Below are 23474 nucleotides of genomic sequence, written 5' to 3' on the forward strand. Positions count from 1 at the left end.
AGGCGCTCATTACCCGCCCATCAATTATACCATTATAATCATTCTGCTTCTAATAATCTATAATAGCATACACAAAAGTTGTCACTACAGCCTGTTTTTTTCATATAATATCCTAAACTTTCGTTTGTTTACAGGACACAATAAAAATATCACATGACAGTGGAATGACCATGGTCACGTTAGCTTGTTCACCAACATCAAAATTTATATTGTTCCTTTTTACAAAACACAATTATCGGCGGACAACCAAGCTGTAGTCTAGTTATCCTGACAAATAACCCTACAATCAACAAGGAACTTGCCGGATCAAAACGGAAGTGTTCCAGCCCTACGCTCCTCCATCTATTGTAATTATATTACCGTCCATATCATATTCCAGTTCCGTTACTTTCAGACTACGAAGCCAGGTTTTCCCACCCGAAGGCACACAATCATGATGAAATAAATACCATTTGTTCTGATATTCAATAATGGCATGATGAGTGGTCCAGCCTACCACTGGCGTAAGGATCACACCTCTGTAAGTGAACGGCCCGTAGGGATTGTCACCCACAGCATAGCACAAACGATGTGTATCTCCCGTAGAATAGGAAAAATAATATTTCCCCTTATATTTGTGCATCCAGGACGCCTCAAAGAAACGACGTCCATTATCCCCCTGGGTTAATGGACGACCTTCTTCATCCAGAATCACAACCGGACGGGGCTTCTCTGCAAATTCCAGCATGTCTCGGCTTAGCCTGGCCACCCGTGCGGGAATGGCTGGTTCGTTGTCAGCCGGAAACGCGGCACTCTCCACAGCCTTGTTATTATGATAACGTTGTAGTTGCCCGCCCCAAAGGCCACCAAAATACATATAGTAATTTCCATCACCGTCATCCAATATGGCGGGATCAATACTGTAACTCCCTCTGATAGGATCAGATTGCGGAATAAACGGACCTTCCGGTTTGTCACTAACTGCCACACCAATATGAAAAATGTCGTTTTTATCCTTCAGTGGAAAATACATGTAATACTTTCCATCCTTCTCAGCCACATCACAATCCCATAACTGGCGGCCTGCCCAGGGAATATCCTCTACCTGCAGGACAATGCCGTGGTCAGTGACTTCTCCATGCATTATGTTGTCAGTAGAGAAGACATGGTAATCTTTCATATTAAAGTGATCGCCATTATCGTTCTCCTCTACGCCGCTTTCCCAATCGTGGCTGGGATAGATGTAAACCCTACCATTAAAGACATGTACGGCCGGATCTGCCATATAATCACCCGGAACCAGGTATCTCATTTCTTTTTTCATATTTAGTCTATATTGCAGATTAAACAGATCATTTTATTTTTTATCAAAGAGCAGTTCTTTCACAAACGGTTTCGGTTCATAGTTACGATCAAAAAGAAGCGGATAATCATGTCGACCACATACCGGAAAGTTGTTTTTCCATGAGTCTTCGTCTGTTACTCCCCATACTGTCACTCTGGATACGAAATTCGAATGTTTCACAAAAAGGTCAAGGAACATTTTCATACGAAAATTCCATGCCTGAGATACCGAATCGGGTAATCCCACTGGATAGGGATTCAATTCTTTTCGATATGCAGCCGTATCCGATACATTGGCCGTCATGCTGATAGTAGGCAGAGCGCTCATGTCCCATTCCGTAACCATCACCTTCACACCGGCTTCGGCAAAAACCTGCATACTTTCTTCAAACTCTTTTATATCAGGATAATCCATGCCGATATGCCCCTGCATACCTATGGCATCAATACGCAGTCCTTTTGTTTTCAAGGAATGTACCAGTTCTACCACTGTATTTCTGCGACCCGCTACATGCATATTATAATCATTATAATAGAGTTCGGCATCCGGATCAGCCTCATGCGCATAACGGAATGCCAACGGGATAAATTCCTTACCCAATATCTCATAAAACTTACTCTTGCGGTAAGAACCGTCTTCCACAATAGCCTCATTCACGACATCCCACCCTTTAATCCGTCCTTTATAACGGCTTACAATTGTCGTAATATGGGCTTTCATACGCTGCTTCAATATTTCGGGAGTGACATTATTGCCCGCATCGTCCACACAAAACCAGGGTGCAAGCTGTGAGTGCCAAATGAGGCAATGCCCGATAACAGCCATTCCGTTCTTTTCACCAAATTCCACAAATTTGTCAGCCTGAGTAAAATCATATCGATTCTCTTCGGGGTGAATCACTTCACATTTCATACAGTTCTCCGCTACCACCGAATTGAAGTGGGTACGGACAATCTGTAAAGCGGCTGTATCCCTCCCAATAATCTGGGCGGTATTCAGGGCTGTTCCAATCAGAAAGCGGTCACCGAAGAGAGACCTCAGTGTAGTTTCCTGATGGTCATTTCCTCCTGCCGTACTGCAAGAAGTCAGCATAGTGATCATCAGCAGTACCAAAATCATTTTTTGTTTCATATCAGTTACTATTCTATTTTTAAATTTTCGTTCTTGTCTCTATTTCTTTATTGATACGTTCAACAGTCATATCGTCCAGTTCATATTTCGAAATGATGAACATGGCCAGCAAAAGCAGCAAAGCGGGAATTACGGCTACCAACCATAAAATACCCTGTTCGGCAAAAGCGGACTGGCTGACGGTATTCTTCTGGTCGAAACCTACATAAGCCAACACCAAACCGGGTACTACACCGCCAAGGGCCATACCCGCCTTATAGAAAATACCCGTCAATGCGTTCACAATGCCCGAAATGCGTTTACCCGTGGTATATTCACCATACGAAATGACTTCAGGAACCAATGCCCACATATAACCTGTAGCTACGATGACACCTGTAGATTTGACAAACTGAGCCACATAAACCAGCCATATCTGATTTTTCAATGATGGTATCATCGAAATGACGTAGAGTAACGCCATTCCAATAATAGCCACCGACAAAAACACAGAAAACATAGCACGTTTTCCTATCCTGCGTTTGATCCACGGTACCAAAGGCATGAATATAAAGGCCGGAATGGAACCAAGAGCCATGAAATTGGCCATCTGGTCGCTCGTTCCGTGTACATTATATAACATATAATAGGATCCTGCCGAATTTCCCACAGCCATCATAGCGAAAGCCGTGATAAAGAAAAAGGCCAGAATACGTAGCGGGCGATTACGACGAAACTCTGTCCAAAGATCGGACACCTGCACATTCTCCGTTTCTTTCGCATCCATTACCACCCGCTCTTTACATTGTGTGAAACAGAAAACCAGCAGCAACAATCCTACAATACCGTAAATAGTCATTGTGGCAAACCATGCATCGGCACTAGCTGCTGTATTCGTCAGTCCGTCAGGTGATAAACAGGCCACCAGTTTAGGAATACCGTAAGCCACAGCCAATCCTCCGGTGTTAGCCAAAAACATACGCACACTGGTCAGTGTCGTGATCTCGTTCGTATCACGGGTCAGTGAGGCATTTAAGGCTCCATAAGGCACATTTATTAAAGTATAGAGCATCGACAACCCCACATAAGTAATATAGGCATAAACCAGACTACCCGAAAATCCATTCCAGAAGCAAAGAATGGCAAATCCGGTAAGAGGAATACCTGCAAGCACCAAATAAGCACGATATTTACCCAGGCGTGGATTATGTTTATCAACAAAAGTACCGACCAGCGGATCCCAAATTACGTCCACTATTCGGACAATGAGAAACATTACAGCTACCGTTTCGGGCTTAAGGCCGTAGACGTTGGTATAAAACAATAGCAGATACATGCATACTGTCTGATAAATCAGATTTTGTGCCAAGTCACCTGAGCCGAAACCTATTCGCTGAAGCCAGGAGAGTTTATGAAAATCCTTTATTTTATCCATTATAACATAAAAAATTAGATTTTGTTAAATTTTACTCAACAATAATTCTATAATTGTCAGTTTCTCATCTACCCAAAAACGATATCAATTCACTGTTTCTACAGAACTTTCTATTATAAAAATCCTTTCTACCATTTTTTGAATAAATCTGTTATCTTAACTTTCATATATGTTAACCACTACTTGAATGGCATATCCATAATTGTTAAAATTTCACTAGCCACAAATATTTTGAAGCAAAGAATCTACCATAATTGTAAATATCCCGGATTCCACACCGTGTTTCTCTACACGATTATAGTAAGTTTATCGTTGTATCCTACCTCAGATATGTCAAGTTCTTCACATCGGGAATCCCCGGTAAGGAAAATCATGCCTCAATCGATAAGCAAAACAAAACCTCCTCGGGGTAATGTAGATACTTGTATGGATGCAGTGACCTTTAATGTTTCAATACGGAAGCTGTGTGGAGTCTGCCCGTCGGCCATCAGCGTGGCTGTACGACCTTCAAGCCCCAACTGCTTCAAGTTCATCTTTAACTCTTGAGCAGATTCTGTACCATTTATCCCAGCCACATACCAAGCATTTCCTTTACGACGAGCCATCACGACATGATGGTCTGGATAACCATTCAAGAGACGAGTTTCGTCCCAAGCGGTAGGGAGTTGGCTTAGCAACTGCTTAACTTCTTTTGGCAATGAACGATAGACAGATGGTCGATCGGGCATATGCTGCAAAGCAGATTCAAAAAGGATAGGCAATGCCAACTCATGGCCATGCGTAGTGAAATGTGGGTGTTGGCTATCACTAAACGTACCTGGAGTATAGTCCATGGGCCCTATTACATTGCGCGTAAAGACCAAGGTACAATTGTGAGCTGCTGCACGGGGTCCTAATCTCTTGGCATTGTTATACCATTCTGCTCCATACACAGCTTCTACTGTCATCAGATGGGGATAAGTGCGTTGCCATCCGCGCGGTACAGTTGCACCATGGAAGGTAATGAGCAAGCGTTGGCGAGCCGCTTCTTCAAGCAAGTCGAGATAATAGTTTACACTCTTGACATCATCTCCTTTGAAAAAGTCTACCTTAATTCCAGCCACCCCTTTTTCCTTCAGCCAAGTCATTTCTTTTCTACGAGCATCGGGCGTATTCAGTTTGTATAGCGGACCTGGAGCGCCTTTCCCTATCCAATTGGTAGATGAATTGTACCATAGTAAAGGGCTCACCTTATGTTCATGGCAATAACGCAAGGCATCGTCAATATTACCGCCATTACCCATGACATCCCATTCCCAATCAATAAGCAGATAGGGCCATTTCATATCCACGGCAAGATCTGCATATTCTTTTACAATTTTGTAATCTTTGGAACCGTGATTATAAGCCCAGTAGATCCATGAGGCAGGTGCGGGGTTTATCCAATCGGTTGATGTCATTTCGGAGGGGTCAGATACATCTGTAACCAAAGTGGACTCCACTATATCAGCCATCGTTCCTGTAATCAGCACACGCCAAGGCGAGGTGTAACCTGCTTTTATTGGCAATGACTTGTCACCATATGTCACCTGATATTGATGGGGCTTAACCTTATTGTTCAAATAGCTGGCAGCATGGTCGCGACGTAACCCAGCTTCCGTAATGAGCACAAACTGTTCCTGGGCTGCTTCAATCAAAGACGGATACCCCCAATCGAACTTTTTTGATTCGTTGGGAAGTGATCCGTCGGTTATCAAGGGATAGAACCGTTCATAACTTGTAGGATCGTAAGTCTGCATCCAGCGTTTAGTTCCTTGAGGAATATTGTAGGTAGTATGTTCGGACAACAGAATTTCAGTTTTTCCTTTGGTAGCATCTATGTGTTGTGGCAATTGATAACGGAAAGCTACTCCGTCGTTATATACACGCAGAGTGAACTGCAACAGTTGCTTCTTGTCGTTTTCAAAGGTGTAGGTTCGTTCTACTCCATGGTTGACACAGTGGCTTCGTTTTCCAGTAATCATCACATAGTCATCGGTTATCTTCCTTTCATCTGAGACCGCTATCAACCAGACGCGTCGCGAGAAATCTCTTTGATTAGTCTTTAAGCCCAAAGAAATGGCAGACATCAACTGAGTAGGTGTTTGTCCTTGATGTGCGAAAGATACAGCTAACGAAGCTATTCCCCACTTTCCTGTTGAAATAGTGGGGATGGAAAGCGAAGCCGTTAATTTTCCATTCGGTGAAGTCAACGTAGTAGCTTCTTGGAGCATCTGGGGAGCATGGATAGGGGTGATAAATGCACGCCCTATAGCCTTGCGATTTTGCTTCAAAATAACCGATACTTTTCCTAACTCTTGCATCTTTCCTAACGTTAGGGAGACAGCAGGCTTGAAGTACACTTCTGTTGATTCATAGGGTTTCAAAGCGGACACTTCAGCAGAACCCAACATTTTTCCACGTCCTTTTCCATCGGTATATTCCACGCAAACGGTGCTGGGTTCTGCCGTTTCAAGACCAAAATTTTCAACTGTAATCCGGCAGTTCCCATCGGCAGTCAAACGAGGAGCACGAGCAGATAGTAAAGGGGAGTGAACCGATGCCTGAGGCAATCGCGCATAGCCATACGCAATGCTTCCGTCTTTCTTCTTTCCTATAAGTTTGAGAACAAAATCGTTGGAAGTAAGTCCATTTCCTTTTCCATCAAAGGTAAGTATCAAATCATTCCCCACCCGTTCGTGTTTCTTGACCAGACATCCTCGTCCATAGTCCACTTCTGTTGGAGCTCCCAGACGGAGCGAAGCAATATCTAAATCGCTGTAAGGAGCGAAATGTTTTTCGGATGATACCTTGACACGAATGTCACGAGACATACGGTCGATTTTTTTATTTCCTTCAACATGGAGCAGAAGACCGGGATTGAGAGGGATGGTTATATTTTTAGAGCTATGGTTATCGCAGGCATCATCAGCAAACTTGAGCGTATCAATTACTGCAAAATTGGCCTGTACAGCACGTCCATATTCATCTTGCAAGACCTTAGGCCGTTCATATTTAAACCAATCTTCTTTTTTTCCATCTGCATGGCGGGCAATGCCCGGCATATACGCTTCTCCTGCATCCGTTGTCCAATCTATACCATTAGCCGAACGAAGGTAGTAAGCTATGCGACCATACCAATCATTTACAATCAAATTATACTGCACACTATCTTTCCAAACGACAGGGTCTTCAAAGCGACCATCTACCTTGGGGTAGACGGATTCATTGCTTACCTGACTGAAATGAAAGCCATCTCGACTCACCCAAATACCACCACCACGGCACACCATCAGAAAAGAGCCATCTGACCTACGCGCAAACGATAGGTTGGATAGTCCTTCTACTATGTTGCGGTCGCGCGAATCGAAAGTGAGTTTTGACTTTTGCCATTTTCCGTTCAAGTTGTCGGTCACATAGCATCCATCGATTACATAGAGTACATAGCGTCCGTCAAGCAAACGATAAACTTCGGGGTTGTGTCCACGACCTATCATATTGCGCAGCTCAAAAGGTCCATACGGAGTATCGCTAACGGTATTGAACACATAAGACCTTGACCATTCCATATGACCGGCAGGTGAGCTTTCAAGCCATCCACAAACCATCAGATGGTATTTCCCATCGTCTGCCTTCACGATGTTTCCACCCCAAAATGACCAAATACGACTTTCTATTCCATTATCTGCCAATCTTAACTTGACCCCTTTAGCCCCCCAACTATCAGCTACTAACCTACTGCCTTGCATAGGCAGAAATCTATCCATAAATCGGGCACCTGGCACCAACTGTTCCCAAGATACAGGACGGGGACGTTCTGTTATTTGTGCTAAGACCGTAGTTGTAATGCCTAAAAATGTAGCCAGCGCTAAAGCCTGTATAAGTTTTTTATTTCCCATCTTATAAAATATAATTATTTCAATTATTTAGGGTTTGCACCATAGAAGTAAAGTGCTCCGTAACTCCAGTTGGGCTTCGGGGTACCGGGGAAATTTGGACGGTCCATGGTCAGCAATACATATTTATAGGGATATCCCTCTGGCAAAGGAACCAAACTGGCCCATACACGTTGCGCGGGTTTCGGCCAATGGGGTTGTAAATCCAAATTCAATTCACCTTTCAACTTAAGGTCTGGATAGGAATGGCAACGCAATTCGCCCAATCCACCCATGAAAACATAAACTTTGCCATCTATGCGTTGCATAGAGGTACCTGTAGAGTTCATCTTAATAGGATCTGCAACGGGGGTAAATATGCCATTCCAAGAATCGCTTTCAAAAGTACCTGATACAATACCATTTTTAAACACACTAGTGAGTAAACGCCATTTCTTCACATCGGTATCATAGAAGATACAAGGATCCTCATTGTGATGTTTCACATGTGTAGGCTCCACCTTGCGGGCTTTCATCACCGAGAATCCACGACGCGGATCACGTTTAGAAGTGCCTATCACTAATCCTGTACCTGAACGTCCATCGCGATTATAGGTGCCACCAAAATCGCAGGCATAGGCACACCATTCTTGCGTTTGACGATTATAGAACAAGTGCGACGCATAGTCATTTCGCAGCAAGCCATCACCATGATCGTACATAATCATACCTTCAAAACGAACATCAAATACCGAAGGATCCACACTCAATACCCCTTGTGCAGACTGGAAAATATCTATACCACGACATGAAAAAGTGAACCACAAGCGGTTATCGTCCATATAAGGGCTAAGGTCTTCATTTGAAATCAAACGGATATCTGCCTGACCGATACCAGATGAAAGATAAGAACGAGCACCACCAACTGCCGAACACCCTTTTAAATTGGAGATAACGTTAAAAGTAGCTTGTGCAGCATCCGTCTTACGACGAAAATCAATCGTCTTACTGAAGTTATTCTTCACAGATACATAACCGATATAATCCGTATGTCCATTTTCTTCAATAAAAGCGCCCCACGAATGTCCATAGAGTTGGGCGCGAAGTTTGAAGGGACCATCTGGCAAATCATCCGTATAGCATTCCTGACGAACCAACTTGCCATCTTCATAGATGCGCAAATACACACCCTCCTTTTGAGTAGAACGATGAGCCACAAGCTGTACACGATCTTGCAAACCCAAACGAGCCAACTCAAAACCCACTTCCACACTGTCAGCCTTAACACCTTTGTCTCCCTTCAACGTTAGTTGATTGATGTCGACCTCATAAGTAGCAAACGGATTGACCGAACCTACATAGAAAGAAACAGGTGTTTGTCCACACTGATTAGAGAGCACCAACTGTCCCTTATTGATAACAGGCTTGAAATTTTTATCACATTCAGCTTCATCCATACCCTTGGTAGAAGGAAGAAAAGCAGGATGCATAGATTCGAAAGCCACGATTTCTGCAGGAACAAACTCTGACAGCGGAATATTATTAGAGAAGATAAAACGGCGCGAAGCCAAACGATGAAATTCCAAGTCAAGTGGATTGAGCTGCGCCCAACCATTCAGAAAGGTTGCGCAGACCAAACCAAGCGTTATAAATATTTTCTTCATAAGATATGTTTTTGAGGTAAAGTTTATAATTCTACACTGGGTTTCCCCATATAGCTATAGTGAGCATTATCGGGATTAACCACAATTTTTTCGAGCACTAACTCGGGGTCTATCATAATGATCTTGAGGGTGTGAACTCCAGCCTCCAATCTATCCATTTGCTGATCCACCCAACGTAAACCATCGAGAATGTCAGAACGACGTGGCTTGCCATATCCGGCTAGTACAAACTTACGGTCCACTTCGGGTAGTGGTTTGAGGTTTTTGGAACGACTTAAACTCTCAGGGGTATATTCCTTGAAAATATTATTCATGTTCTTACGCATGTCTATAATCACCGGTTCACCACCATCAATAGATACAGCCATTCGCAAACCACGAGCGGGATTAATGTCTTGTGTGGGCAGAATACCCAAGGCTAGTTTAAAGTCGGTTGGTTCAGGCAGGAAGAAGTCATACTCCATAGAAGGAAGTTGATCTATCTTCTGCAAACAACCTTTCTTCAATGTGGCACTTGGAGCCAGCACATTATTGATGAGCATGCAACTCTGTTCACGACCAAGTCCTGGAGCTTCCACCCATTGGGCATACTTGCCAGCATGGATGCGGCTATAACCAACAGCCATCATAGAAAACTCGCCACTACCGCCATATAACTTCTGACTATGATCAGGTATTTGGAAATTGAGTGCATCAACCATCACATCCACCACAGCAGAAGAATGACGAATATTGACACAACCCTGATGACGACCAGCAGGCAGTTGCTTCCAGTCTATCGTCACCCGCAGTCGTATTTCGTCTATTCCCTCCACAGACTTCTCTGTATTCACTTTAATCCACGACTCAGAAGGCACAGCCTCTACCTTGCCCTCCAAAACGCCTTTGCCACGATTAAAGACATCAATATAATAGCTGTCACTACCTGCAATGGGTTGGAACAAAGGCAAGGAAGCCGTAGCTACATTGGCAGCGGGATAAGCTTGTTCACTTCCCTCCAAAGCTACACCCATACTTGACCGTGAAGCAGGCTTCACTACCTGGAATGGAGGCAGTTCATTCTTCTTGGGCATAGGCCAGCTGATGTAACCTATGTGGTTATCACTCATCATATACTTCCATTTTCCGTCGGCTACACAGTGGTTATAATAATCACTCATCTTCCTATCTTGTTCAAAAAGCACACAAGCACGTTCATACCAATAATTAGCTTGCAGACGTTGCTGTTTGGCATACAAGTTGTTTTTACCTGCTGCAATATACATTTCTGCCACACCTGCCGCAGCTTTAGCCGGATAGAGAACCAATTGATAATAGGCATCGCGCACTTCTTCAGGGAGTTTATACTCCAAAACCTCCGCTCTGCGCACCAATCGGTGCCATTGCGCCAACTGACGATCACTCTCATTGAAGTTTACATGGCTAAATATCAGCGGATTTTGCACTTCTGCCTTGCGTGTGAGGTGATAGTTGGAATAAGTTGCTACAATATCCGCAATCTCAGCTGCATAGTTTTTACCAAAGATACTTTCTGCCCAAGCCAACGTATAAGAAGCCTCGTCTCCCACTTTTATCGCATCAGGATTCCAAGCATAGCGCATGATGAAATCAATGGGATATTCCTTAGGCTTGAGATCGCCCACGTTAATAATCCAAATACGGTCAATGCCTGATTGATAAGCCAAGTTGAGCTGTTCGCGCAGTTTGGGCACTGTAGTGGTGTTGACCCATCGATCGTTGGCGGGTCCCCCATTCATATCAATGTGATAGTATAACCCCATGCCACCGGGACGTTTGAGTTCCTCCTTCGGACCCGTCCGACGAATCTGCCCCCAATTGTTATCACAGAACAGAAGAGTTACATCTTCGGGCACTGTGAAGCCTGCGTCGTAGTAACGCTGTACTTCTGTGAAGATAGCCCACAATTGAGGAACCTCAGCCGGATTGGTCTGATATACCTCCTCGATAATGGCACGTTGCCCTTTGATGACCTCTTCCAACACTCTCACATTCTCCACATCATCACCTTTACCCATGGGCGAATCACCATCGCCACGCATGCCAATGGTGACAATGTTTTCAAATTTTTTGTTTCGTTCCAGACCTTCGCGAAAGAATTGATCGATGCGTTCCCGGTTATTGGCATAGTCCCATGGACCTACTTCTTTGCGACGCTTGGTATATTCTTTGTGTGCGCGCATCATGGGCTCGTGGTGCGATGTCCCCATCACGATACCATATTCATCTGCTAACACAGGGTTCATGGGATCATCCTCATTGAAAGCATTAGCCCACATGGCTGGCCAAAGATAATTTGCCTTCAGTCTAAGCAGCAGTTCAAACATATGTACGTAAAGCTTGGAATTGAGACCGCCAAACTTCTCGCGTCCCCAGCTGGCAAATGAGGGATGTTCATCATTGATAAAGATGCCACGGTATTTCACTTTCGGAGAAGGCATCACATAACGACCTTCAGTCACATATATTTCTTTTTGTTGTGTTACCGGCACATCTGCCCACCAATACCAGGGAGATACGCCCATCTTCTCGCAAAGATCATAAATACCATAGATGGTACCGCGCTTATCGCTACCTGCAATTACAAGATTGCCATCAATCGTAGTGGTCACAAACGATTCCCATGTGCCTTTGATGTCTTTTACATCCAGCTTCTTTTGGGCAATGAGTTGGTCAATGATGCGACTCTTGCCGATGGTACCCACAATGATACCCTTGCGAGTTCCTGTAAGTCCGTTTGATTGATTGAGCAACCCACTCACATCGACTGAATGGATGAGTTCCGCTTGAGCCGACGAGACCCGTTTTACATCTGCGATTAAATCCGATGCTGCATGTTGTACGCCCCTCCAATCTTGTTCATCTATATAAATAGGTGAAGCTACTCCGTTTTTCACCAATGGCAAAGAAGATGCAGACGAATTAAATACTATATATTGGGGTAACAAATCATACCCATTGCCAGCTCGAATCACTTGGAGCGAAGCCAACACACAAAAACATAAACTAAAAATAATTTTCATTGTTCCATTCATGGTTTTTTCTTTTTTCAATGATGATTTCTTTTTCAGCAAAAATAGAGTATTCCTCACAAAACTTCTTCGACAGAAGATTCATTTATCCGTACTTATATTACATCACACTCAAAATAGAATACAGAAAAGGGGATGGAGAATAGATACAGCAGACATTTACCCTTAGAAGGCTTGCATGAATCAACATTAATATTTATTTTTGCAGCATTAACCTAACGAAAAACTAATATTCCTTATGAAAAAAAATATTCTGTTGTTCATAGTATTATTTTTAGGATTCTGCAACAATACCCTCTATGCACAATTAGCTCGATTATATACAACCGAATCTGAACTGTCCAGCAGTCTGATTACCCAGATCTGCCAAGACCACGAAGGCATGATTTGGATTGCCACCGAAAATGGATTGAACAAATTCGATGGCAACAAAATGACCAGCTATTTCCACCATCGAGGAGATGCCCACTCATTAAGTAATAATTTTGTGAACACCCTATTTGTCGATAGCCAAGGCCACTTGTTCGTAGGCACCCATGCAGGCGTACAGATGTACCTGCCCCAAACCGACAACTTCACCCCCACAACGATTAATAAAGAAACAGGAAAGCCATTCGACCAAAATGTGACAGCCATTGTCGAATTGCCTGATGGAAAACTATTAGCTTCAGGTTATCAAATCGTACAACTTCATATAGAAGGAGACCAGCTATACGAAACCATCTATCAAAACTTGGAAAACATTAAAGGCATCGGACGTATGAGATCAGCCTGCGATGGTACCATCTGGTTCACTCAACGATACAAAGGCATCAATCACTTCAATCCTGCAAACAAAAATAATGTTCAAACCTATTTCTGTGAAAACAACAGTTCTATCGTTTCCACCAACCTCTGTTGTAACAGTCAAGGCACAGCATTCTTCGGAACACAACAACATGGACTATATACCTTCAACACCAAAGCCCAGCAAGTCATTTGCCTCACGCCAAACTTCACTCACCCCATCCATACTATATACCCCAACAATGACGAAGAAATCTACATCGGAACCGATGGTTTCGGATTGAAATGCTACAACACCCGTACACAGAAGATTAGCAGCATCTCTTTAGAATACCCCTTTCTCAACCCCGAGAAACTGAAGATTCATGCCATATTTCGCGATAAGAATGGTTCACTATGGTTAGGCATCTACCAAAAAGGAGTACTGATGGTACCCAGACAAGAACAGAAGTTCAACTACATAGGCTCCAAATCTTACGAAAAGAATCTCATAGGAAACAATGCTATCTCTGCCTTAGCCCAAGATGAACAAGGAAACTATTGGATAGGTACAGATAATGATGGCATTTACCAGCTCAACAACAAACGGCGCACCGTAAATCACCTTGTACCAGGTAATAACAGCAATGTACCCAACATCATTCCTTCGCTCTATCGTTCCTCTACCAACCAAATTTGGTATGGCAGCTTAGGACAAGGCATGGGATGGATAGACCCACGTACCAGCCAATGCCACCCCCTGCGATCAACGCAATATCCAGACCTACACTATCTAGACGTGTATGACTTTGCAGAAGACCGCCATCAAAAACTATGGATAGGCACCCTCGGCAAAGGCCTATTCTGTTACAATTTAAAAACCGGCGACCTACAGCACGATTCATTAGTGAGCCAACAAACCAATGTCTGGATTAACTGTTTACATTATGCTTCCGCCACCGACACCCTCTACATCGGCACTTACAATGGTGCCTATGCCGTACATGCACTAACCCAAAAGATCACAGTCATTTTCCTCCAAAGCATCGTCAATGCTATGACTACCGACCACAAAGGCGACCTTTGGATGGGAACCAATGATGGTCTGTTCCGTCGTGCCCAAGGTCAAACAAAACTTGACACCATCACGATCAACGATGCCCCCAATGGGATGATCATATACTCCATTCGCGAAGACAATAACAACCAACTATGGATGGGAACCAATCAAGGACTCATCTGCCTTAACACACTCACCCTCAAGGCAGACTACTATTATGCAGCAGACGGTCTGCAAGGCAATGAGTTCTGCCGCAACTCTTCGCTCATTGACCAACAAAAACAGCTTTGGTTTGGAGGGATCAATGGTATCACCTACTTCAATCCCGACAATATCATGCACAGCCGCAAGGATTTTAACATTGCACTTAGCAACTTCTATATCTACAACCAGCCTATATCCAGTCATGACTATCGCATCAAGCACAAGGAGAATAACTTCACTTTCGAACTCACAGCCCTCGACTTTGCCATTCCACGCAAGCACATCACTTATCAGTATAGTTTGAACGGTAACCGCTGGATCAGTATGATGAAAGGAGCCTACAAGATTTCTTTCAACAATCTACCCGCCCAACGCTATCATTTGCGTATCCGCGCCCAATATTACGATGTGGAGTCCAATGAACTGAATTTCAACATCATAGTACTTCCCCCTTGGTGGCGTTCTTGGTGGGCTTGGACAATTTATATACTTATCGGATTCATCGTAGTTGGCATCATACTTTGGTTGGGATACAAACGTTATCAATCCAAGCTTGAAATCAAGCGTTATATCCAAGAAGAAAAAGAGAAGGAAGCCAAATTGCAATTTCTCATCAACATCAGCCATGAAATACGAACGCCCATGTCGCTCATAATCAGCCCATTGCAAAAGCTCATAGAGAATGATGAAGATACTTCATTGCGCAAACGGAACTATAGTCTGATGTACAGGAATGCACATCGTATACTCAACCTGGTGAATCAGCTATTAGATGTACGTAAGATTGAGAAAGGACAAATGCACTTGCTATTTAAGCAGACCGAAATGGTATCCTTTATCGAAGATGTTTGTGAGAACTTCATTCAACTATCTACGCGAAAGAACATCAAATTACGTTTTGTCCATTCTGATATCGAGCAATTAAAGCTATGGATTGACCCATCCAATTTCGATAAGATTATCTTCAATTTATTATCCAATGCATTTAAATTCACACCCGAAGGTGGTGAGGTCGTTATTGAGTTGACACAAACCACTCAATCGGCCCAAATCGTGGTTCGCGACACGGGTAAAGGACTGATTGAAGCAGACAAAGAAAAGATTTTCGACCGATTCTTCCAATCCAAACAAGATAGCAATGGAGCAGCCATCGGTACGGGTATCGGTCTAAACCTTACTCGCTCATTAGTCGAGTTGCATCATGGTACTATTCAAGCCGACAACAATGGAGAGCACCAACCGGGATGCCACTTCACTATCACACTTCCCTTAGAATCATCACATTTGGCCGAAGAAGATATGATCACAGAAAAGAGGCCTGAAAACGTTGAAAGCGAAGTCATAAGCGACCAAACGAACGAACGTCTCGCCTCTACATCAGAAACCAGCTACAGCAACGAAGCAAAAGAAGTAGTACGCATAAAAAGCAAAACCAAATACCACGTATTAATTGTGGAAGATGACGAAGAGATTAATGAATACCTTTGTCGTGAATTGGCTGAAGATTTCCACCTCACCTCATGCGGCAATGGCAAAGAAGCTATCGAACTGCTCCACAAGCAGTCATTCAATCTAGTAGTAAGTGACATCATGATGCCCGAAATGGATGGCATAAGCCTTTGCAAGCATATCAAACAGCATTTGCAATTCAATCATATTCCCATTATACTACTCACGGCCAAAACCCGTGAAACAGATAATATCACAGGACTTGCAGTGGGAGCAGATGCCTACATAACCAAACCTTTTAGCCTCAATATACTGCGTAGTACAATATTGAGCCTCATACAGAACAGATTGGCTTTAAAAAACAGTTTTAGCGGTACACAAGAAATAGGAAACAAAGTCGAAAGCCCTACCCTACAAAGTCCAGATGAGAAGTTAATGGAACGCATCATAAAAGTAGTAAACGACAATTTGAGTAACACCGAGATTTCCGTGAAGCAGATTGCCGATGAAATAGGCATCAGCACTGTGCACCTCAATCGTAAGTTGAAAGAGCTCACCAACCAAACCTCCAGTCGCTTTATCCGCAACATCCGTTTGCAGGCTGCCGCACGTTTACTGGCCGAAAAGAAGCACTCCATCGCAGAAGTGAGCGACCTCACCGGTTTCTCAGACCCCAACTACTTCTCCAAGTCATTCAAAGAGCTCTATGGTATGTATCCCACTGCCTATATGAAAGAAAACAATCCTACAGAAACAGATTGATTATAAAAAACAAGCGCCCCCTGCCAGTATTTCACGGCAGAGGGCGCAACGAGAAGAATTGAATTATTTAAACTCCCAATAATCTATGTAAGCATAATTATCTTCACCCTTTATATTATTAAACACAAAATATAAATCATGAACACCCGTGACGCGTGGTATATTAGCCTTGATAGTACGATACTTTCCGCTTTTAGTTTTTTGAGGAATCTGTATTTTTCTCACTAACTTACCATTAAGATCATCCAATCGAATCTCTAATGAAATATTCTTTGATTTTTCTCCGCCAACCAAAGCTCTGAAAGCCGAAGCCCCCTTACTACCAAAGTTCACATTAGCTACTTGGATGAAAGCCCCGTTTTTAGTAGCAACAATAGAGATTCCATCATCATGAGAACATGTCTTAATGCCTTCCGACCAAGCCATAGTCTCAGCTTCCACCCTTCTTAATGGATTGAATGTTCTGATAGGTGAAGGATTTTGGTTTTCCATCCACCAAGGTTCCTCATTAATTGTACCATCAGCATTAAAAGCTATTTCGGCCACACAAACCGAACGACGTTCATGATGCTTATTGGTTATGGCATAGTTTAATTGATAATTAAATCCAAAGAGATAAGTTTTACCATGATAATCAATAATTCCTGGATGATTGCCCGAAGAGCGGCCATCGGGTTTCATGAGATAACCTTTAAACACCCATGGTCCAGTAGGCGTATCACCCATAGCATAGCCAATCCCCTCAGGACAGCAAGTAGAAGCATAAGCCATATAATACTGTTTACCTCTTTTATAAATCCAAGGGCCTTCTTGAAAGTGCACATTACCTCTATTTTCTTTAGTGAGATTCGTATCTTTCGTAATTTCTCCCTTCAAGCTAATCATATCCTCATTAAGTTTAGCATACCACATATTTGGATTTCCCCAATACAAATAAGCTTGCCCGTCATCATCAATAAAGACTGTAGGATCAATGCTATCATATTTTCCACTAATAAGCGGCTTCCCAATAGGATCCTTAAAAGGACCATAAGGAGAATCCCCCACTAACACACCTATGCCACGACCTTGAAGAGGACAATATAAATAAAACTTTCCATTTCGCTCAATACATTGTGGAGCCCATGCTCCATTATCAAAGCCACCCCAACCGGAAATTTCCTTGGCCGCCCAAGTGAAATTATGCAAGTTGGCTACTTTACCATGATCAGTCCAATTCACCATGTCAGTGCTGGTGTAAAGCAGCCATTCCTTCATACGGAAGCCTGCATAACCCTCAGGTGCGTAATCCTCATCATGCGTAGTATATAGAAAAACAGTATCATTATGTACCATTGGTGCAGGGTCAGCCGTAAATTTGGTCTGAATAATCGGCCGTTGAGCACTCACCGACATAGTAACCATAAAAGCGCTTAACGTCAAAACACTTTTTAAAAGTTGATTTTTCATATTTGTTAGATCTATTAATGCGATATGTTTTTCTATTTATTAGCGAGTTCTAATCACCACCTCAAATGGTTTGTCAATACCCTCTACTTGAATTTCCGCATGGATTACACCAGGTTTACGTGTAGATTGCACAGTAAGCAGAGCATGTCCAAAGTAAGATTTTATCTGGTTGGTATAAAATTTATTTAAACGCAGATCACCGCTATCCAAAGCAACCAAACGTCCCTCACCACTCACCTTCACAGTAATCATTCGATTATCAGTCTGCACTTTCACTCCTTTATCATCTATTAATGTCAGATCTATATGACTCAAATCTTGACCATCCGCTTTAATGGTCTGACGATCCGCCTTCAACTTTAAAGTAGCAAGCTTACCTGCGGTTTCAATCTTCCAATAAGCTACCTCCTTGCCTTTGTTAAAGCCCTTCGCTTCGAGCTTTCCGGGCGTGTAGGGGATGTTCCATACAATGGTATTGTTGGTATAATCAGCCGTACGCTCACGCCCCATCAACTTGCCGTTGCGATACAGTTCTACCTCCTCACAGTTGGTGGTGGTAAGTACCTCAATCACAAGACCATTGAATTTATTGGGATAGTTCCAGTGATCAACAATAGCCGGCCACTGCCACAGATCGCGACCATGATCGATGTCGGCAAAAGGATCCTTCACCGCAATGCGCACCATCGGTGTTTTGTTCCACATAGCACGATGGTAGGCCGCACGAGGTTTTTCGTACATACATACATCGAACAAGCCGTTAGGCCAGCCCTTACTAGGCCAACCTGCTTCACCCAAATAGTCCACGCCAGGCCAGATAAAGCCACCGGCAAAGAAGTCGTTTTCGGCAATCAGACTCCATGGATTGAGCGGCGTATAGCTTCGCAAATTGCCCTCGGCACCGCGATAGTAAGGAAGCTCCTCCGAAATAAGGAAGCAACGATTAGGAAATTTCTTGTGATCGCTGATAGCCCGTGCTTCAAGATAGTTATATCCTATGACATCAGTCACCCCTGCAAATGCTTCCTTGTGATTATTTTGGGCAGCAAGGGTAACCTTCCTACTAGGTTCTAGCCGATGCACGAAATCTTGCAGCATGGCAGCACGCTTCACATACTCTTCACCCTCTCTCCAGGCTTCCCCCACCTCATTACCTATGCTCCAAAGAATAATGCAGGGATGGTTACGGTCACGTAATATCATGTTGCCCAAATCCTTCTGCCACCATTCATCGAAATGACGAGTATAGTAATTATCACCGCTCTTCCATTTGTCAAAAGCCTCATCTATGACCAAAAAGCCCATGCGATCACAGAGGTCTAAAAACTCAGTAGAAGGTTGGTTATGACTCATACGCAGAGCGTTGACACCATACTCTTTCAATATTTCCAATCGACGTTCATATGAACGTAAAGGGACAGCTACACCCATGGCACCGGCATCATGATGCAAACACATACCTTTCAGTTTGACTTGCTTCCCATTGAGCAAAAAGCCACGGTTGGGATCGAATGCGATGGCACGTATGCCGAAAGTGCTAGTATAGACATCAGTAGTGCTTCCACCAGCCTTAACCGAAGTTTCTAGCGTGTATAATGTCGGCGACTCCGGAGTCCAAAGTTTAGGTTGAACCAAATCAAGGAGTTGTTTCACATCAAAAGCTTTACCTGCTTCTACCACCACTCTTTGAGATCTACTTTTAGCCAAGACCTTACCTGTAGCATCTTTGACTTTTTGCAAAAGGGTAACGTACTGTTTTTTAGGGCTGCTATTCTTCACAGTAGTTACCACAGCCACTTGCGCTGCCTCAGCGCTCACCTGAGGGGTTGTGATGTAGGTACCATAAGTATCAACATGCACATCCTCAGTCACATCCAACCAAGCATGACGATAGATTCCAGCGCCCGCATACCAACGCGGACGTCCACCTGTAGTATTGACACGAACAGCCATGAAGTTAAGTTCGCCAGGTGCTTTCAGATAAGGAGTAAGGTCGTAAACTATGCTACAGAAACCATATGGGCGATGACCTAAATGATGACCATTGATATAAACATCGCTCTGCATGAAGATACCATCAAACACGATGCTCACTTGCCGTCCACTGGTACTAGCAGGAAGTATAAACTCTTTTTGATACCAGCCAATGCCTTCTGGGAGATAGGCAGTGGCTCCACCCCATTTGGAATCGAAGTCCTGCTTCACATTCCAATCATGAGGTAATTGTACAGACTCTGAATGACTTTTATCAAAAGGGGTAAGAATATATTTCTGACTATCAGTCAGTGAAAAGTTCCAATCGAAATTAAAGTCAATTTTTTGTCGTGTAGCTGGTCTGGCTGCTAAGTGAAGTGCCAAACTCAGCAACAACGTAATCAATACGAAATTTTTCTTCATTATATTACAATTGTTAGTGAATGATTGATTTGATTTGTTCTACAGACAATATCTGTTTAGGATTAAACTGTTTAGAGTTCATATAATTCAGGATACTCCTATACATCTGCTTACCTTCAGGATACTTCATATTATCTTGAAGTGCCATACTACAGACCATCAGTTTACCTTTACCCACTTGAGCTTCAAAAAGTACACCGAGCTTACGGTTGAGCACAAAGTTGTCGATAACTTGCACCATAGGGCGATACTCACGAGGCAATGAAGCCATGTCGATAGGACGACCGTAACGCAACAGACGGAACCACTGCCAATTGCTGTGATATTCTGTAGGGAAGTCTGCAAATACAGGATGTTCATCATCAGTCAAGATTCCCATGGTACCCACATTCCCATATTTCTTGAACATATTATAGTTCCAGAAATCACTCTGAAAAGCCCCATCTACACTGGTAGGAAGCACCTCAGGAGTAGGCAAAATCAAAACCTTCTTACCTTTCTTCAAAGCTTCTTGTGCTTTTGGGTTGAACGAAGTGAAGACCTGTACTTTACCTTCATTAATTTTTGCATCAGCCGGATAAACCCAAATAGAATAAGTATTCTCATACTCAGTACCCTCAATACTAATCGTGATATTCAACTTCTGTGCGTGATTAATTCCATCCAAGGAATAACGAAGGGTAGCGATGTCAAAGACATTACCTTGAGGAATATCTTTCAACCCAAATGAACCTTTATCAATCAGGTTTCCTTGTCCATCCTTAATAGACCAATTCACAGGCTTAGACAAAGATTTTGCACTATAGTTAGCTACTTGCACACGTCCCTCAAATGTGTCGTTGTTCGTAAGCGTAAATTCAGGATAACGCAAAAGAGGTACTACTTCGGAACAGAACTGATGCCATTCCTTTTGAGAAATCACGCCCTTGGGTTTGAAATAGGCATTCAGTACACCCACCAAAGCACAACCTTGGCCCGGGAAGTCCTGTAAATCGAGTAATTGAAAACCACCATAGTCTTTGGTTCGAAGAGCTGACTCAATTTCCTCACGATAGCAGAGAGCAGCCAAAGCGCCCGAAGCTTTAAAATATTTATGGCTCAAATCACCCAAACCCGCTTTATCCAAACGCTTTTGATACTCTATAAAGTTATTCAAGGTGGTTACCCCCGTATAAAGATGAATCTCTGATGTATCTGGATACATCTGATATTGCCCCGTTTCATGACCAATCACAGGAATTGTAGAGTGTGAATTTCCAGCAGAGAAATCATAGTCTGTACCCCGAAGATAGTTGTTCATATGACCAAACTTAGATTGTGGGAAAGAAGCACGGACCTCATAGCCTTCACAGTCCGTGTATACGCCCGCTCCATATCTTCCACCTGTGAGTGTGCTAGACCAGTAATCATCCCCCTCTTGCTGTTGGGGTCTGGTCAGGAAATTGTTACTACCTGCTGCATAAAGTTTACGAGGGTCATGAGCACGAAAACCCGTGATGATTTTTTGCAACTCTTGCCGATCGCCACCTAGTTCATTGCCAATTTCGAACATAACGAACGAGGCGTGGTTACCAAACTGATCAAGCAGTCTTCTGCCCTCTCCTATTAAATAAGTAGTAGTGTTGTCATAAACTTCCAGTTTCTGCTCCACATCTCCCTGAACGACTTTCGCCTTACGACCTACGCTGCCCCAATGAGGAAGTTCAGGGAGCATATAGATACCTACAATGTCGCAAGCAGTGAAGCAAGCTTCCGGTGGGCACCAAGTGTGGCAACGGATGTGGTTGATTCCCCAATCTTTAAGTAATCGTAGAATCTTAACCCATTCATCTACATTCATAGGAGCATAACCTTGGTGAGGAAAGACTTGTCCATCGTGTTTTCCACGCAGAAAGGTTGGAGTCCCATTAATGGTAAACTGTTTACCATTTGTGGCAAATTTACGCATGCCGAAGTTTAGTTGACGATGATCAGCCATCACATCCTCACCGCTCTTAAGCTCACTACTCATCGTCAATTTATAGAGTGCCGGATTCCATTCGCTCCACAAGTGCACATCTTGTCCCATGGGATAAATAAATTCACGCACCGTATCAGTGTTCGACACCCCTTTAACGTGAAAAGTTTTCTCTGGAATCGTATGTTTCTGACTACCTGCATTCCAGAGGTTGGCGCATAAACGAACTGTACCTTCCCACTGTCTGTCAGTCACACCATCAAAGACACATTTCACCTTCACTGTCTTCGTGTCAATATCGGGATAAAGTTGTACTTGATCTACCCAAATATCCTCATAAGCACAGAGTTGAATCTTACCGAGCATACCATTCCAGTTGGTGGCAGTACCATCGTTGGACTGATGGCCTATGGATACAGGCGGCAATAATTTCTTATCATTTCCATTATAAATACGCACAGTCAGTTTATGTTTACCTGGAACCGCCTCATTGGACAGCAAAAATTTCTGTTCACAGATATAAGTGGAGTCACAGCCGATGTATTGTCCATCAAACCAGACCATTGACCCCTTAGCGCGCTCAATTGAGAACATCACACGTTTCCCTCTCCAATTTTCTGGAATAGTCACCTCTTTTTCATACCAAGCATATCCACGGTAGGCATACTTACGCTTCGACTCCGGTCGCCCCTTTTTGGCCTCATCAGTAGTACCTGGAAGCGACATACTATCCCATTGCGAATAGTATTTATACCATTCATTCTGCAATCCTTGATTGTTATAGTCTAAGGCCAATCTCCACTGACCAGACAGGTCAATGTTGTCGCCTCCCGTAGTTGTTTGTGCCTTGCACATCAGACTAAAAGCCAACAAACCACAGCAAACATATAGTTTAAGCTGTTTCATGTTATAGATTTTAATAAATTCTTTAATTTTCATGGTTCTATGCTATTTT

At 43.2% G+C, this 23474-nt stretch carries 10 protein-coding genes; 1 reads left to right on the forward strand and 9 read right to left on the reverse strand.

Features of this window, described 5'->3' with window-relative positions:
• Positions 1–328 precede the first annotated feature (328 nt).
• The 6 genes from Bovatus_RS12215 to Bovatus_RS12240 all read right to left on the reverse strand — a co-directional run bounded on the left by Bovatus_RS12215 (position 329) and on the right by Bovatus_RS12240 (position 12479).
• The gene (locus Bovatus_RS12215) at positions 329–1303 is read right to left on the reverse strand and encodes a glycoside hydrolase family 43 protein (RefSeq protein ID WP_004297804.1); all 975 of its coding nucleotides are present in this window, start codon (positions 1301–1303) and stop codon (positions 329–331) included.
• Between the two features lie 33 nt (positions 1304–1336).
• The gene (locus tag Bovatus_RS12220) at positions 1337–2455 is read right to left on the reverse strand and encodes an endo-1,4-beta-xylanase (RefSeq protein WP_004297805.1); all 1119 of its coding nucleotides are present in this window, start codon (positions 2453–2455) and stop codon (positions 1337–1339) included.
• Positions 2456–2474: 19 nt separating this feature from the next.
• Positions 2475–3869 (reverse strand): MFS transporter, encoded by a 1395-nt coding sequence (locus tag Bovatus_RS12225; protein ID WP_004297806.1) that lies wholly within the window; start codon positions 3867–3869, stop codon positions 2475–2477.
• Between the two features lie 377 nt (positions 3870–4246).
• Positions 4247–7786: a glycoside hydrolase family 97 catalytic domain-containing protein gene (locus Bovatus_RS24800; RefSeq protein WP_004297807.1), complete on the reverse strand. Its 3540-nt coding sequence runs from the start codon at positions 7784–7786 to the stop codon at positions 4247–4249.
• A gap of 23 nt (positions 7787–7809) precedes the next feature.
• On the reverse strand, positions 7810–9426 hold the full coding sequence (locus tag Bovatus_RS12235; protein ID WP_004297808.1) for a hypothetical protein: 1617 nt from the start codon (positions 9424–9426) through the stop codon (positions 7810–7812).
• A gap of 23 nt (positions 9427–9449) precedes the next feature.
• Positions 9450–12479, reverse strand: a complete 3030-nt coding sequence (locus tag Bovatus_RS12240; protein ID WP_052587908.1) for a glycosyl hydrolase 115 family protein — start codon at positions 12477–12479, stop codon at positions 9450–9452.
• A 235-nt stretch (positions 12480–12714) separates the two neighbouring features.
• On the opposite strand from Bovatus_RS12240, the gene Bovatus_RS12245 reads away from it, so the two are divergent.
• Entirely contained in the window at positions 12715–16716 is a 4002-nt protein-coding gene (locus tag Bovatus_RS12245) for a hybrid sensor histidine kinase/response regulator transcription factor (protein ID WP_004297810.1), read from the forward strand.
• Positions 16717–16779: 63 nt separating this feature from the next.
• On the opposite strand, the gene Bovatus_RS12250 is transcribed toward Bovatus_RS12245, so the two are convergent.
• Genes Bovatus_RS12250 through Bovatus_RS12260 form a run of 3 tightly spaced genes read right to left on the reverse strand, consistent with a single transcriptional unit; the run spans position 16780 to position 23458 of the window.
• Positions 16780–18165 (reverse strand): glycoside hydrolase family 43 protein, encoded by a 1386-nt coding sequence (locus tag Bovatus_RS12250; RefSeq protein WP_004297811.1) that lies wholly within the window; start codon positions 18163–18165, stop codon positions 16780–16782.
• A 39-nt stretch (positions 18166–18204) separates the two neighbouring features.
• Positions 18205–20562 (reverse strand): glycoside hydrolase family 2 TIM barrel-domain containing protein, encoded by a 2358-nt coding sequence (locus tag Bovatus_RS12255; RefSeq protein WP_004297812.1) that lies wholly within the window; start codon positions 20560–20562, stop codon positions 18205–18207.
• 13 nt (positions 20563–20575) lie between these two features.
• Positions 20576–23458, reverse strand: a complete 2883-nt coding sequence (locus Bovatus_RS12260; protein WP_004297813.1) for a glycoside hydrolase family 2 — start codon at positions 23456–23458, stop codon at positions 20576–20578.
• Positions 23459–23474 lie beyond the last annotated feature (16 nt).

Source organism: Bacteroides ovatus, assembly GCF_001314995.1.
Classification (GTDB): Bacteria; Bacteroidota; Bacteroidia; order Bacteroidales; family Bacteroidaceae; genus Bacteroides; species Bacteroides ovatus.

What these genes read in the sequence shown, in the direction of transcription:
- Bovatus_RS12235 (WP_004297808.1), bottom strand. Translation starts at nt 9,426, where the DNA reads ATGAAGAAAATATTTATAACGCTTGGTTTGGTCTGCGCAACCTTTCTG.
- Bovatus_RS12225 (WP_004297806.1), bottom strand. Translation starts at nt 3,869, where the DNA reads ATGGATAAAATAAAGGATTTTCATAAACTCTCCTGGCTTCAGCGAATA.
- Bovatus_RS12250 (WP_004297811.1), bottom strand. Translation starts at nt 18,165, where the DNA reads ATGAAAAATCAACTTTTAAAAAGTGTTTTGACGTTAAGCGCTTTTATG.
- Bovatus_RS12215 (WP_004297804.1), bottom strand. Translation starts at nt 1,303, where the DNA reads ATGAAAAAAGAAATGAGATACCTGGTTCCGGGTGATTATATGGCAGAT.
- Bovatus_RS12245 (WP_004297810.1), top strand. Translation starts at nt 12,715, where the DNA reads ATGAAAAAAAATATTCTGTTGTTCATAGTATTATTTTTAGGATTCTGC.
- Bovatus_RS12240 (WP_052587908.1), bottom strand. Translation starts at nt 12,479, where the DNA reads ATGAATGGAACAATGAAAATTATTTTTAGTTTATGTTTTTGTGTGTTG.
- Bovatus_RS12220 (WP_004297805.1), bottom strand. Translation starts at nt 2,455, where the DNA reads ATGAAACAAAAAATGATTTTGGTACTGCTGATGATCACTATGCTGACT.
- Bovatus_RS12260 (WP_004297813.1), bottom strand. Translation starts at nt 23,458, where the DNA reads ATGAAAATTAAAGAATTTATTAAAATCTATAACATGAAACAGCTTAAA.
- Bovatus_RS24800 (WP_004297807.1), bottom strand. Translation starts at nt 7,786, where the DNA reads ATGGGAAATAAAAAACTTATACAGGCTTTAGCGCTGGCTACATTTTTA.
- Bovatus_RS12255 (WP_004297812.1), bottom strand. Translation starts at nt 20,562, where the DNA reads ATGAAGAAAAATTTCGTATTGATTACGTTGTTGCTGAGTTTGGCACTT.